The 13,607-nt window shown below is 67.9% G+C and carries 11 protein-coding genes; 7 read left to right on the top strand and 4 right to left on the bottom strand.

Features of this window, described 5'->3' with window-relative positions; genetic code table 11:
- Window positions 1-23 precede the first annotated feature (23 nt).
- Window positions 24-1,250 carry an ABC transporter substrate-binding protein gene (locus HVO_RS04330; protein ID WP_004040915.1) on the top strand — a complete coding sequence of 409 codons (1,227 nt, stop codon included), beginning with the start codon at window positions 24-26 and terminating at the stop codon, window positions 1,248-1,250.
- Between the two features lie 60 nt (window positions 1,251-1,310).
- Here HVO_RS04330 and HVO_RS20785 read toward each other — a convergent pair whose 3' ends face one another.
- Together HVO_RS20785 and HVO_RS04325 are read right to left on the bottom strand one after the other, a co-directional pair.
- Window positions 1,311-1,454 carry an HVO_A0556 family zinc finger protein gene (locus HVO_RS20785; protein ID WP_004040914.1) on the bottom strand — a complete coding sequence of 48 codons (144 nt, stop codon included), beginning with the start codon at window positions 1,452-1,454 and terminating at the stop codon, window positions 1,311-1,313.
- 327 nt (window positions 1,455-1,781) lie between these two features.
- Complete coding sequence (locus HVO_RS04325; protein ID WP_004040913.1) at window positions 1,782-2,438, bottom strand: lactate utilization protein; 657 nt, start codon at window positions 2,436-2,438, stop codon at window positions 1,782-1,784.
- A gap of 423 nt (window positions 2,439-2,861) precedes the next feature.
- Here HVO_RS04325 and HVO_RS04320 point away from each other — a divergent pair, with 423 nt between their 5' ends.
- On the top strand, window positions 2,862-4,028 hold the full coding sequence (locus HVO_RS04320) for an MFS transporter (protein ID WP_004040912.1): 1,167 nt from the start codon (window positions 2,862-2,864) through the stop codon (window positions 4,026-4,028).
- Between the two features lie 28 nt (window positions 4,029-4,056).
- Here HVO_RS04320 and HVO_RS04315 read toward each other — a convergent pair whose 3' ends face one another.
- Window positions 4,057-5,595, bottom strand: coding sequence for a cobyric acid synthase (locus HVO_RS04315; protein ID WP_004040909.1), 1,539 nt, complete (start codon window positions 5,593-5,595; stop codon window positions 4,057-4,059).
- Between the two features lie 193 nt (window positions 5,596-5,788).
- Here HVO_RS04315 and HVO_RS04310 point away from each other — a divergent pair, with 193 nt between their 5' ends.
- The 4 genes from HVO_RS04310 (at window position 5,789) to HVO_RS04295 (ending at window position 11,574) form a co-directional block, all read left to right on the top strand.
- The gene (locus tag HVO_RS04310) at window positions 5,789-7,405 is read left to right on the top strand and encodes a long-chain-fatty-acid--CoA ligase (RefSeq protein ID WP_004040907.1); all 1,617 of its coding nucleotides are present in this window, start codon (window positions 5,789-5,791) and stop codon (window positions 7,403-7,405) included.
- 122 nt (window positions 7,406-7,527) lie between these two features.
- A complete protein-coding gene (locus tag HVO_RS04305; protein WP_004040905.1) occupies window positions 7,528-10,185 on the top strand; it encodes a PAS domain-containing sensor histidine kinase in 2,658 nt (885 codons plus the stop codon).
- 168 nt (window positions 10,186-10,353) lie between these two features.
- Window positions 10,354-10,941, top strand: a complete 588-nt coding sequence (locus HVO_RS04300; protein WP_004064851.1) for a nitrous oxide reductase accessory protein NosL — start codon at window positions 10,354-10,356, stop codon at window positions 10,939-10,941.
- Between the two features lie 144 nt (window positions 10,942-11,085).
- Complete coding sequence (locus tag HVO_RS04295) at window positions 11,086-11,574, top strand: DoxX family protein (protein WP_049941497.1); 489 nt, start codon at window positions 11,086-11,088, stop codon at window positions 11,572-11,574.
- A gap of 118 nt (window positions 11,575-11,692) precedes the next feature.
- On the opposite strand, the gene HVO_RS04290 is transcribed toward HVO_RS04295, so the two are convergent.
- Complete coding sequence (locus HVO_RS04290; RefSeq protein ID WP_004040896.1) at window positions 11,693-12,694, bottom strand: DUF1028 domain-containing protein; 1,002 nt, start codon at window positions 12,692-12,694, stop codon at window positions 11,693-11,695.
- 126 nt (window positions 12,695-12,820) lie between these two features.
- On the opposite strand from HVO_RS04290, the gene HVO_RS04285 reads away from it, so the two are divergent.
- A complete protein-coding gene (locus HVO_RS04285) occupies window positions 12,821-13,576 on the top strand; it encodes an SDR family NAD(P)-dependent oxidoreductase (RefSeq protein ID WP_004040895.1) in 756 nt (251 codons plus the stop codon).
- The last annotated feature ends 31 nt before the right edge of the window (window positions 13,577-13,607 follow it).

Raw genomic sequence — 13,607 nt, 5'->3', positions numbered from 1 at the left:
TCCGTTTAGGATTGCCCAAACGCATGGATCAGGACCTCACCGACCGGGCGACGCCCACGCGCCGCGCGTGCCTCAAGGGCGGCGGCGCGCTGCTCGCGGGCGGTCTGTTAGCCGGCTGTGCCGGACAGAACGACGCGGAGTCGTCGACGGATGCGACCGAGACGGCCGCGACGACGGCCGCCGACGGCGACGCCGCCGGCTACACGGTGTCGATGTCGCCGGCCGGCGACGTGACGTTCGAGTCGGTCCCGGAGAATGTGATGGTGTACAACCTCGTCTACGCCGACGCCGCGGTCGCCTTCGGCCACGGCGACGCGGTGAACTCCCTCGGCTTCGACAGCGACGCCGGCGGCCGGACGCTCGACGCCTACTACGAGCGCCTCGACGGCGTCTCGTTCGACCGGAGCGACCTCGCGCAGCTCAACTCGGGGTCGGGGAGCGTCAACATCGACAAGGAACTCGTCTACGAACTCGACTCCGACCTCCACCTCGTCGACCCGGCGCTCGTGGCCAGCTTCGACGGCTGGGACCAGTCGGACGTCGAGGAGATTCGCGAGCAGGTCGCGCCGTGGTTCGGTAACGCTTACAGCCGTACCCACGCCCGGCCGCCAGAGCCGTACGCCGACGACTACCAGTACTACACGCTCTGGGAAATCGTCGAGAACGTCGGGCAGGTGTTCCGGGAGGAAGACCGCTACGCGGCGCTCGAAGCGGTCCACAGCGACCTCCTCGACACGATTCGGTCGGACCTCCCCCCCGAGTCGGAGCGACCGAGCGTCGGGGTCGTCATCTACATGGACGAGGCGTTCTATCCGACGAAAATCGACGCACCCGGCTTCGCGACCTCGCACATCCGCCCGCTCGGCGTCACCGACGCGTTCGCGGCCGGCGACGTGACGTTCGAGACCTCCTACGACTTCGAGGCGATGCTCGAAATCGACCCCGACGTGCTGCTCCACAGCTACGGTATCGACTCGTACTACGACGTGGCGTCGATTCGCGAGACCCTCGAAAACCACCCCGTCGGGGGCGAACTCAGCGCGGTCCGAAACGACCGCGTCTACCCCTCGGGAACCCCGGTGCAGGGGCCGATTATGAACCTGTTCCAGACCGAGATGACGGCGAAACAGCTCTACCCCGACCGCTTCGGCGCGTGGCCGGCGTACGACGGCGGTGCGTATCCCGTGATTCCCGAGGGCGAGCGGTTGTTCGACCGCGAGCGCGTCGCCGGCATCGTCACCGGCGACTGAGTCGTCCGTCTTCGCCACCGCTGACGCCGACGGCCGACTCGCTCGACCTCGTTCGAGGCCTTACCAGAGTTGGACCGCGGGCGTGCCGCAGTCGTCGCAGACGATGGCGTCGTTGTCTTTGTAACTTCCCGTCACAAGGTCGCCGTCGCAGTAGGTGCAGTCTTCTTCGTCGAACGTACCGAGCAGGTGTGCGGATTCGGCCATACACGACGATGCGGCTCCAGTCCCAAGAACATTTCTACGGTTCGATATATCGTCGTCCGTGACACTCACGAGACCTCCGCGGCTCGGGTTGTTTCGTCGTCTCTCGTCGTCTCTAGATGCCTTTCGTCGTCTCTCGTCGTCTCTAGATGCCTTTCGTCGTCTCTCGTTGGCGACAGTCGCCACTCCGGTGTGGGACGCAGGACGCGTAAAACGGTGGATTCCGGGGGAATTGTGGTGGGGTGCCCGGTGTGGTGGTGATGGATTGCCCGGGCGCAGGAAGCTCCCCGGAGGAGCGTGGGAACGTGTCGAGGGAACGGCGAGTCGGACTTAGTAGCCCAGTTGCTCGCGGATGAGGACGACGGTGGTGCGGCCCTCCTCGACTTCCTGCCGGAAGATGAGCTGTTTCGCAATCATGGACTCGGCGCCGTAGGCCTCCTTCGCGCGCTCGTTTTCGAGGGGGTACGCGACGGATTCGAGGCGGTCCAGCGCGTCGTCGAGCGTCGGGACGATTTTGTTGATACCGCTGACGATGACGACGTTGCTGGCGGCGAAGGGGTACGCGCCGATGCGACTCCCCGAGAGGTCCGCGGCGACGAGTTCGCCGGTTTGGGCGATGGCGTTGATGCCGCCGAGGAAGTAGTCGGCGGTCTGGGAGTCGCGGCGGGCGGCCTGTCGCTCCGCGTCGTCGTCGATGCCCCAAATCTGATCCGGCAGGCTCTCCCACTCGTGGTCGCCCTCGCTAAGGTAGTCGTCGAACCCGATTTCTTCGAGGGTGGTCGAGTGGCCGTTCATCACGGAGACGCCGGCGGGGATGTGCGACTGCACGGCTTCGAGCGCCTCGTCGGCCGTGTCGACGACGACGACGTCGAACCCGCTCGCTTCGAGGTTCTCGACGGTCGCTTCGACGGTCTCGTCGTCGGGAAGCTGGTCGAGGTCGGCGTCGATGTCGGCGTCGTCTACGTAGTCGGATTTCTGTTGAGACATGTGTGAGTGTGGTGGTGGAGTCGATGGGTGCTCCGACGACAACGTGTAGCGCCTATCGGATGTTAAACGCTCGCTGACGGCGATGTCAGGTGGTTACGCGCGTGTCACCGGCTGGGACTGACGGCGGTGGCGTCCCGGTTTCGAAGGTGTTCGCCCGTGGCTCTTGGCGACCGTCCGAAACGACGATTACCTGCGCCGACTCCCGGACGCGTCGGTGCTGGTGCGGTCGGTGCTGGTGTGGTCGTCGCTTTTTTCGATTCGACCGAGAGCGCATACGTATCAGAAATCGTTTCTATCGACTGCTGTGGTTCTTCTCCCGGAGAGTGTTGCCGCAGCGTTTGTGACTAGCGTACCACGGTACGAGAGACACACACGTATAATATAGTCGATAGATTAATCCGTCGGCTGGCGTTCCGACACGACATGGGTCTTCGTGATTTCCACCCGGCCGTTCTCGCAACGGCACTCGCAACGTTCGTCTCCTTTCTCGGCATCGGCGTCGTTGACCCGATTCTTCCGGGCATCGCCCGCGAACTGGGGGCCTCGCATTTCATGGTCGAACTCCTGTTCACGAGCTATCTGCTCGTCATGGGGCTTGCGAACCTGATTGCGGGCGCGCTCGCCACGCGAATCGGGAGCAAGCGGACGCTCCTCTTGGGTCTCGCCACCGTCGCCGTCTTCGCGGGGGCGTGCGCCCTCGTCTCCACCATCGAATCGCTCGCGGTGCTCCGCGGCTTCTGGGGGCTGGGGAACGCGCTTTTCACCACGACCGCGCTCGCCATCATCGTCGGCGTGGCCGCGAACACCAGAGGCGCGATTACGCTCTACGAGGCCGCCCTCGGCTTCGGTATCGCCTGCGGCCCGCTCCTCGGCGGCGTGCTGGGAGCGCAGTCGTGGCGGATGCCCTTCGCGGGCGCGAGCGCCCTGATGGTCGTCGCGTTCGCCCTCGTCGTCCTCACGGTCGACGAACCGGAAGCAGAGCATAGACAGGGACTCCGCGACGTGCTCGGAACGTACCGACACCCGGGCGTGCTCACGAACGCCGCCGTCGGACTGCTCTACACCTTCGGCTTCTTCACGCTCCTCGCGTACACGCCGCTCGTCCTCGGCCTCGGCGCGTTCCAAATCGGCCTCGTGTTCTTCGGCTGGGGCCTGTTTGTCGTCGTCGGCTCCGCCGTCCTCTCCTCGCGGCTGAACGGGCTGTTCGGGACGCCCGAAGTCACCGTCGGCGCGCTCGTCGCCTTCGCGGCGACGCTGTGTCTGATGTGGCTCTCGAACGGCGACACCGCCGCGCTCGCCGCGCTCGTCGTCGTCGGCGGACTCTTCTGCGGCGTCCTGAACGCGAACCTGACCACGCTGGCGATGGGCATCTCCTCGCACGGCCGGTCGGTCGCCTCGGGCGCGTTCAACAGCCTCCGATTCGTCGGCGGCGCGTTCGCGCCCATCACCGCGGGCTACCTCGGCCCGCAGTACGGCGCGACGGTTCCGTTCCTGCTCGGCGCGCTCACCGTCATCGCCGGAGCGGTCGTCCTCGTGGGTCGGTTCGGGCAGTTCAGGCTCGCCGACGCCGGGTCGGCGGCCGGTCACTAATCGGCTGGCTCGTCGTCTCGACGCTCCCCTACTCTTCTAGTCCGAGCGAGTCACAGAGCGCCGCCACGTCGAGGTTGTCGGCGACGAGCGCGGCGGCGCGGTCGTAGGGGTCGCCGGCACCCGGTTCGTCGGCGTCCGCGTCGGCTCCCGCCGTCCCCGTCGTCGTCGCCGGCCGGTCGCGCCCGGCCGACTCGTAGATGGCGTCCACGAACGCGTTCCGCGGCGCGTCGTTGGCGAACAGGTCGTGGATGTACGTCCCCGCGACGCTCCCGAGCGCCGCGCCGTCGCCCGAAACGGGGGTCGCACCGCCGACGATGCGGCTGTCGCCCATGTGTATCTCGTAGCCGTCGACGGTCCCCGTCGCGCCGGCCAACGGTCCCGCCCCGTCGAACTCGACGGAGACGGGTTCGACCCGCTTGTCGCGGGAGAATCGCGTGACTATCGGCAAGAGACCGAGTCCTGCGACCGTCTCGTCGTCTCCCGAGCCCTCGATGTCGGCGTTTTCGATACGCTCGCCGAGCAGTTGGTAGCCGCCGCAGATGCCGACGACCGGGCCGTCGAAGCCGGCGAGTTCGTCGTCGAAGCCGGCGTCGCGGAGTGCGAGCAGGTCGTCGACCGTGTTCTTGCTTCCGGGGAGGACCACCCCGTCGACCCCGTCGAGCGTCGCGTCGAGCGGGAGGTAGGCGACCCGGACGCCCGGCGTCTCGGACAGCGGGCCGAAGTCCGTCGCGTTCGAGATGCGCGGGAGTCGCGGCACGCCGATGGTGACCGCGTGCTCGGCCGCGACGCCGTCGTCGTCGCCGACGGTGGCGCGCTCGCCTGCCGCGGGGAGCGCGAGGCTGTCCTCCTCCGGGAGGCCGGGGTCGTCGTAGGGAAGCACGCCGAGGACGGGCACGCCGGTTCGCTCCTCGATGGCGTCGACCCCCGGTTCGAGGAGGCTCGGGTCGCCGCGGAACTTCGTGATGACCGCGCCGACGACGCGGTCGCGCACGTCCTCGGGGAGGAGTTCGAGCGTCCCCAGCAGGCTGGCGAAGACGCCGCCGCGCTCGATGTCGGCCGCGAGGAGGACGTCGGCGTCGGAGAAGCGGGCGGTCTCGATGTTCGCCAAGTCGCGGTCGTGGAGGTTTATCTCGGCGATGGAGCCGGCCCCCTCGGCGACGACCACGTCCGCCTCGCTCGCCAGCCGACGGTGCGATTCGACCGCCGCCTTGCGGGCGTCCTCCCAGTGGGTCGCGTAGTAGTCGCTCGCGGTGTTGAGGCCGGCCGCCCGGCCGTGGACGACCAGTTGCGACGCCCCGTCGCCGTGGGGCTTGAGCAAGACGGGGTTGTGGTCGGTCGTCGGCGCGACCCGCGCGGCACGGGCCTGCACGTACTGCGAGACGCCGATTTCCCCGAAGCCGTCGCCGTCGGCGGTCGCCACCGCTCGGGCGTTGTTGCTCATGTTCTGGGCCTTGAACGGCGCGACCGACAGGCCGCGGTCGTCGAACAGGCGACAGAGCCCGGCGGCGACGGTGCTCTTGCCAACGTGGCTCGCGGTCCCCGCGACGAGGAGGGTCGGCGTCGTCATCTGCCGGGAGTCAGGGCCGCGCGGTTCAAAGGTGTTCGTTTCGCCGTCGGCTGGGCGCGCCCCCGCCGCGTCCGGGCGGCGCGTTCGACCCCCTCAACGACGTTCCCCGTCATACTGTGGTGCTCACGTCGGCCGCGTGAAATGTTGCCGGAAGTGGTGCGTTTAGTTCACTCGCCCGCCCGGTCTATCACGAATGAAGAAACAGTTACTCGTGACGGACTTTCTCGACCGGGCCCGGACGTACTACGGCGATTACGAGGCCGTCGTCGGCGTCGACGGCGAGCGCTTCACCTACGCGGAGTTCGGTGAGCGGGTGGACAGATTTTCGGCGGCGCTGCAATCCCGCGGCGTCGAGAAAGGCGACAGAGTCGCGGTGCTCGACCCCAACACGCACTACCATCTCGAAGCGGCCTTCGGCGCGATGCAGTGCGGCGCGCTCCACGTCCCGCTGAACTACCGCCTCACGACCGATGATTACGAGTACCTGCTGTCGGATTCCGGCGCGACCGTGGTCTACGCCGACTACCAGTACGCGGGGAAAATCGAGGCCGTCCGCGACGACGTGCCCGCCGAGGTGTTCGTGACGAACGACCCCGCCGCCGTCGACGGCGACTGGCTCGACTTCGAGGCGTTCCTCGACGAGGCCGACGCCGACGACTACGAGCGCCCCGAGATGTCCGAGGACGAACTCATCACTATCAACTACACCTCGGGGACGACCGGCGACCCGAAGGGCGTCTGCCGCACCCACCGGACCGAGTCGCTCCACGCCCAATTGGTGACGATTCACCACCACATCGGGGACGACGACGTGTATCTCTGGACGCTCCCGATGTTCCACGTCAACGGCTGGGGCCACATCTACGCCGTCACCGGCCGCGGCGCGAAACACGTCTGCACCCGCGGGGTGGAGGCTGAGGCCGTGTTCGACGCCATCACCGAGGAAGACGTGTCCTTCTTCTGCTGCGCGCCGACCGTGCTATCCATCCTCCGGGAGTACGCCGAGGAACACGACCCGGCGTACGCCGGCGACAACCCGGTTCGCGTGACCGCCGCCGGGAGCGCCGCCCCGAGCGCGACGATTCGCCACACCGAGTCCGAGTTCGGCTGGGAGTTCACCCAACTGTACGGCGCGACCGAGACCGGCCCGCTCATCGCCACCTCGGACGCGAACCGCCTCATCCCCGACGAGGGCGGCCTGCGCTTCTCGCTCAAACAGCGGCAGGGCGTCGCCCCGCTCGGGACCGACCTGCGCGTCGTCGACGACGACGGCGAACAGGTCCCGCGCGGCGACGCCACTATCGGTGAGGTGGTCGTCCGCGGCAATCAGGTGATGGAGAAGTACTGGAACAAGCCCGACGAGACCCACGACGCGTTCAACGACCGCCTCGAAGGCTGGTACCACACCGGCGACCTCGCGGTCGTCAACGAAGACGGCATGATAGCGATTCAGGACCGCAAGAAGGACATCATCATCTCCGGCGGGGAGAACATCTCCTCGGTCGAACTGGAGGACGCGCTGTTCGACCACGACGCCGTCGGTGACGTGGCGGTTATCCCCGCGCCGTCCGAGAAATGGGGCGAGACGCCGAAGGCGTTCGTCGTCCCCGCGAACGGCGACGTGGAGAACCCCGGCGTCACCGCCGAGGAACTGACCGCGTACACCCGCGACCGCCTCGCGGGCTACAAGGCCATCCGCGAGTTCGAGTTCGTCGCGGAGATTCCCAAGACGGCGACCGGCAAGATTCAGAAGTACGAACTCCGCAAGCGCGAGTGGGACGACGAAGAGCGGATGGTCGGGCAGGGATAACTGCTGACGGCGACTCTGCGATTCGACGACCCGACGCCCGTCTCGTCCCACCGCCGTCTCCTCCGGCGGTCCGGCCGCTTCGCCCGCAAGATTATTGGCTCTCTGCATATCTCGTCTCTAACATGTTTCCCCCGAGTGCTGGGGGCACCTCCGTCGGCGCGATTCTCTACGTCGCGGCCGACGGCGTTGTCTCCGGTCCGGTCGTCTCGACGCTCCGGGACGCCTTCGAGCGCCCGGTCGAGCGCGCCGAGAGCGCCGCGGCCGCGCGCTCGGCACTCGCTGAGCGCACTGTCTCCTGTCTCGTCGCCGCCGCCGACCTCCCTGACGGTCTCGACCTCGACGCGCTCGTCACCGCCGCCGGCGACGCTCGCGTCGGGCCTCCGGTGGTCGTCTACGCCGCCGCCGGCGACGAGGCGCTCGCCGCCCGCGCCGTCTCGCTCGGTGTCGACGACTACCTGGTCCGCGACGAGACCGACGACTCCCACGCGGCCCTCGTCGAGTCGGTCCGGGGGGTCTTAGACCGGGACGCCGACGACCGCCCCGCCGAGACGCGGAGCTACCGCGTCATCGTCGAGGCGATGGAAGACGGCGCGTTCGTCCTCGACGAGGACTGCCGCGTCGAGTACGTGAACCCCCGAATCGAGGCGATAACGGGGCGCGCGTCCGAGACGCTCCGAGGCGAGCGGTTCGAGTCGCTCGTCGACGCCGGGCTGTTCCCCGCCGACGAGTACGAGCGCTACCGCGACGCCGTCTCGCGAGTCCTCTCGGAGGGCGTCACCGAACGCCTCGATGTTCGATTCGTCGACGCCGGCGGCGTCTCGCGGCTGTTCGAACTCTCGCTTTCGCCGGCCGGCGACGGTGAGACGGTGACCGGCGTCGTCGGCATCCCGCGGGACGTGACCGACCGCGAGGTCGCCACCACCCAGCGCGGCGAACTGCTCGAACGCATGACTGACGCCTTCTTCGCGCTCGACACCGACTGGCGTTTCGTCTACCTCAACGACCGCGCGCGAGACGTCTTCAACGAGGTCAGAGAGCCCGAACTCGGCGAGCGAATCTGGGACCTCGTTCCGTCGCCCGACAGCGCCGAACTGTACGAGAAGTACCACGAGGCGATGCGGACCCAAGAGTCGGTGACGTTCGAGACGTACTCCGAGCCGTACGACGGCTGGTTCGAGGTCCGCGCGTACCCCTCGCCGTCGGGGCTGTCGGTCTACTTCCGCGACGTGACGACGCGGAAGCGCTACTTGCAGGCCCTCGAATCGACCAACCAGCGCCTCGAAACGGTGTTGCAGAACCTCCCGGTCATCCTCTCGGCGTTCGACGCCGAGGGCGTGTTCACCATGTCCGAAGGGGCCGGACTGGAGTCGCTCGGCCGCGAACCCGGCGAGGTCGTCGGTCGCTCCGCGTTCGACCTCTACGACGACACACCCGCGGCCACCGACGCCATCGCCCGCGGCCTGTCGGGCGAGGCGGTCGACACCCGCATCGAGTACCGCGGCGCGGTGTACGACGCGTGGTACCGGCCCGTCTTCGACGACGGCGAGGTGTCGAAGCTCCTCGGCGTCGCCATCGACGTCACAAACCGCGCGCGGCTCGAAGACGGCCTCCGGACCCTGCAAGCGGTCACGCAGGACCTCATCCTCACCGAGAGCGTCGAGGAGGTCGCGGCGCTCGCGGTCGATATCGTCCCCGAACTCGTGCCCGACGCCGCGGCCGCCGTCTGGCTCGCCGACGACCGCGGTGCCCTGTCGCCGGCCGCCTCGACCGCGGAGCAGTTCGACTCGGAGACGCCAATCGAGACCGCCCCCGGCGGCTTCGAGTCCGACGCCGTTAGCCGGGTCGACGCGGCCGACGTCGACGACCGGCTTCTCCCCCCCGAGTCGGACGGGAAGTCGGTCCTGCGCGTCCCGCTCGGGAGCCACGGCCTGCTCGTCGTTTCGACCGACGACGACGGCGCGTTCCTCGACGTCGACGAGGACCTGCTCGAACTCCTCGGTTCGACGGTCACCTCCGCGCTCTCGGGGACCGTCCGCGAACAGGAGCTTCGGAACCGCGAGGCCGACCTCGCGGCGGCCAACGAGCGGCTCGACGACTTCGTCTCCATCGTCGCCCACGACCTCCGTAACCCCCTCGCGGTCGCCACCGGCTACTTCGACCTCGGGATGGAGTCGGGCGAGCGGGCGCACCTCGAACGCGCCGCCAACGCGGTCGACCGTATGTCCGAACTGGTCGAGGAGGTCCTTGACCTCGCCCGGCAGCGGACGCCCGTCGTCGACGCCAAACCCGTCGACCTCGCGCGCGTCGTCGACCACGCGTGGCGCTTCGTCGACACCGGTGACGCGACGCTCGTCCGCGAGGAACTGTTCGTCGTCGAGGGCGACGACGGCCGCCTGCTCAGGCTCTTCGAGAACCTGTTTCGGAATGCTGTGGAACACGGCTCGACGAGCCGTCGGGATACCCCCGACGACCCCGCGGATGGCGACACGCCGCCCGACGACCCGCTCGCCGTCCGCGTCGGCGCGCTCGACGACCGCGCCGGCTTCTACGTCGCGGACAACGGCGTCGGTGTCCCCGAGACGCGCCGCGAGCAGGTCTTCGACCACGGCTACACCACGATGCCGCGGGGAACCGGCTACGGTCTCGCAATCGTCCGCGACATCGCCGATGCGCACGGCTGGTCCGTCTCGCTCATCGAGCCGGCCGAGGGCGGCGCGCGGTTCGAGTTCGTGACGCGGTCGACGGACCGAACGACGACCGATTCGGCGGGCTCCGACTGACGTACGCGCGACGCGTCGCCGGGGGCGCGGACCGCGGACCCCGTGGCGACTGTGCCGAGCCACGGCGTCATCGACTCGGACGGAACGTGACGGGCTGACCACACGTCCGGCGCTTGGTTCGTTTTCCGCACCAATCACCATTTGAGCACCCCCCAACTAGCTTGGCGTATGTGCCACGACTGCGACCGAACCGTCGCTCGTCGAACCGTGTTGTCTGCCGTCGGTGTCGCGGGCGTCGCCGCCACCGCAGGGTGTCTGGGCGGTCTCGGAACCGACGGCGGTGGCGACGCTCCCGAGGCAGTCGCACTGACCGGCGGCGAGCAGTGCGACGCCTGCGGGATGGTCATCGACCAGCACCCCGGCCCCGCCGGGCAACTGTTCTACGCAGACCACAGCCCCGAGGGTCACGACAACCCGGCGCGGTTTTGTAGCGCCTGGGAGACGTTCTCCTACGCGCTCGACCGCGAGGACGACGGGTGGAATCGCGCCGGCGGCTACCTCACGGATTACAGCACTGTCGAGTACGACCTGTTCGACGACGGCGGCCAGACGTTCATCTCCGCGCACCTCGACGCCGACGCGTTCGCGCCGATGGACGACCTCGTCTACGTCGTCGGAACCGATGTCAACGGGTCGATGGGTCCCGACTTCGTCCCCTTTTCCGACGACGGCGACGCCGAGGCGTTCGCCGACGCGCACGACGGAGCCGTCTACGAGCGCGCCGACATCTCGCGCGACCTCATCGCCCGGCGCTGAGTGTTAGGAGCTCTCTTTCGGTCGTTCTCGATTCCTTAGATTCGGAAATCACGGCCCCTTTATATGCTCTCGGCGGCCGTTCGTTCATCTGTTAGGTGAAAGACAATGGCCGCTAACTCACAAATCGAGATGCTGGGGAACAGGATGGACTTCGACTACTCGCGGGGCGTCACGGGCTACGTGCTCGTGTTGACCCGCCTCATCACCGGCTACTGGTTCCTCCACGCCGGTGTGACGAAAATCGTCGGCGAGCCGTTCAGCGCCGCGGGCTACCTCGCGAACGCCCCCGCAGCCTCGCCGCTCCAGGGCTTCTTCGCGTGGGCCGCCGCGACCCCGTGGCTCCTCGACCTCACGAACGTCATGGTTCCGTGGGGCGAGTTCCTCATCGGTCTCGGGCTCATCGTGGGTGCACTCGTCCGGCTCGCCGCCTTCTTCGGCGGCGTCCTGATGGTGTTTTTCTACCTGGGGAACGCCGAGTGGGGCCACGGCGTGGTCAACGGCGACCTGTTCGGGCTGATGATGTTCGTCATCGTCGGCACGCTCGCGGCGGGCCGCATCCTCGGCCTCGACGCCATCATCGAGAAGATGGAGTTCGTCCGCCAGCGCCCCGCGCTCAAGTACCTCCTCGGCTGAGCGAGACTTCCTTCCCCCGCGCGGCCCTGTCGGTGCGCCGCGGTGACCCGCCAACGCCACCGCATCCGGCGCGCTTCGACGAATGAAACACACTCCGACCGACGAGACTGATTTTGAACTACTTCCTGTCGAGCCTGCTGAGGCCCTGCCAAATCGCCTCGATGAGCTTCGTCTCCCCGTCGAGTTCGTCCGTCGCGTCGTCCGCTCCCGTCGTTCCGTCCTCGCACCCACTCTCGTCCTCGCCCGCAGTCTCCCCGCCAGCAACGTCGTCCCAGCCGCGGGCGATGGCGTCTTCGAGGACCGCAAGCGAGTGGTTCTCGAAGTTGTTCATGCCCCGGAACGATTCGAGCGCCTCCACGGCCTCGTCGTCGAACTCGCCGCTCGGGGTTCCGTCGTAGAAGCCGAGCACCGACAGCGTTTCGAGGACCGCTTCGGCCGTCTCGCCCGACAGCGACATGGTTTCGGCGGGCGCTTCGCGCTCCAAGAGCGTGATGTCGTACAGCTTGAACACGCGTTCGAGTTCGGCTATCGGGTGGTCGTGGTCGTCGACGCGCACGTCGACCCAGCGGTCGTTGCCGCCGTCGTAACCGCCCTCGGGCTTGGCGATATACATCGCCGCGGACTGCTCGCCGCGCTTGTCGCCGCCGGCGTCGTTGCCGGCGTGGAGCGCCGCGAGCAGACGTTCCGGGAGCCCGCCGTCGGTCGTCTCGAACGCCTCGGCCATCGCGTCCAGCGTCGCCTCGTTTTCGAGGATGTTCCCCTGAACGGTGTAGTGGTCGCCTTGGATGTCGCCGGCCACGTCGAAACACTCGTCGCCGGTGAACGCCGCAATGCTCCCGTCGGCTCCGACGACGCCGACCTGCCTGCTCGGGGCCTCGTCGTCGGCGTCGGTCAGTTCGGAAACGACTTCCTCGGCCGAGTGTCCCTCGCGCAGGAGGTCCAATCCGTCGGGGCCGTAGGTGACGTTCGCGAAGCTCTGGGTGGCGATTGCGCCGGCGTCCGCGCTGACGAACGGGACGACGGAGCCGACGCTCACGAACTTCGACTGGACGGCCACGCCGACGGCGTCCTGTTCGGGGTCGCGGGCGACGATTGAGAAGGTCGACGGTCGCGGTGTCATGGTCGGAACCGACGGACGCCGGGCGAATAAGGGTTCACCTCTCGGCGGAACGGACGGCGACGAGCGATTCTCGAACGCCGTTCTCCTACCCCATAGATTATATATTGACAAAATATTCAACAACGTATGGCAGACCGATTAGACGGCAAGACTGCGGTCGTGACCGGCGCGAGCAGCGGTATCGGGCGGGCGAGCGCTACGCGACTCGCCGCCGAGGGTGCGAACGTGGTGCTCGGTGACATCGACGCCGAGCGCGGGCGAGAGGTCGTCTCCGAAATCGAGGCCGACGGCGGCGACGCGACGTTCGTCGCGGTCGACGTCACCGACGCCGACGACGTGCGGTCGATGGTGGAGACGGCCCGCGAGACGTACGGCGGCCTCGATATTGCGCACAACAACGCGGGCATCGAGGGCGACAACGACCCGCTTCCGGAGCAGTCGCGGGAGAACTGGGACCGAGTGCTCGGAATCAATCTCACCGGCGTCTGGCTCGCCATGAAACACGAGCTTCCGGCGCTGATGGAGGGCGACGGCGGCGCGATTATCAACACCTCGTCAATCGCCGGACTCGCCGCCGACGGGAGCGAACCCTACGTCGCGAGCAAACACGGCGTGGTCGGACTGACGAAGTCTGCGGCCGTGCGGTACGCCGAGGAGGGCGTCCGCGTCAACGCGGTGTGTCCGGGCGTCGTCCGAACCCCGATGGTCGAGCGGTCGCTCGAAGCGAACCCCGGCGCGGTCGAGGCCATCACCGCGGAACAGCCGCTCGGACGGATGGCGGAACCGGAGGAGATTGCGAGCGCCGTCGCGTGGTTGGCCTCCGAAGACGCGTCGTTCGTCAACGGCCACGCGCTCCCCGTCGACGGCGGTAAACTGGCCTGAACCGGCGCGACCGCGACCCGGGCGGCCGACC

The organism is Haloferax volcanii DS2 (assembly GCF_000025685.1).
Classification (GTDB): domain Archaea; phylum Halobacteriota; class Halobacteria; order Halobacteriales; family Haloferacaceae; genus Haloferax; species Haloferax volcanii.
Note: the sequence above shows the minus strand (reverse complement) of the source record. Positions and strands in the feature narration are given on the sequence as shown.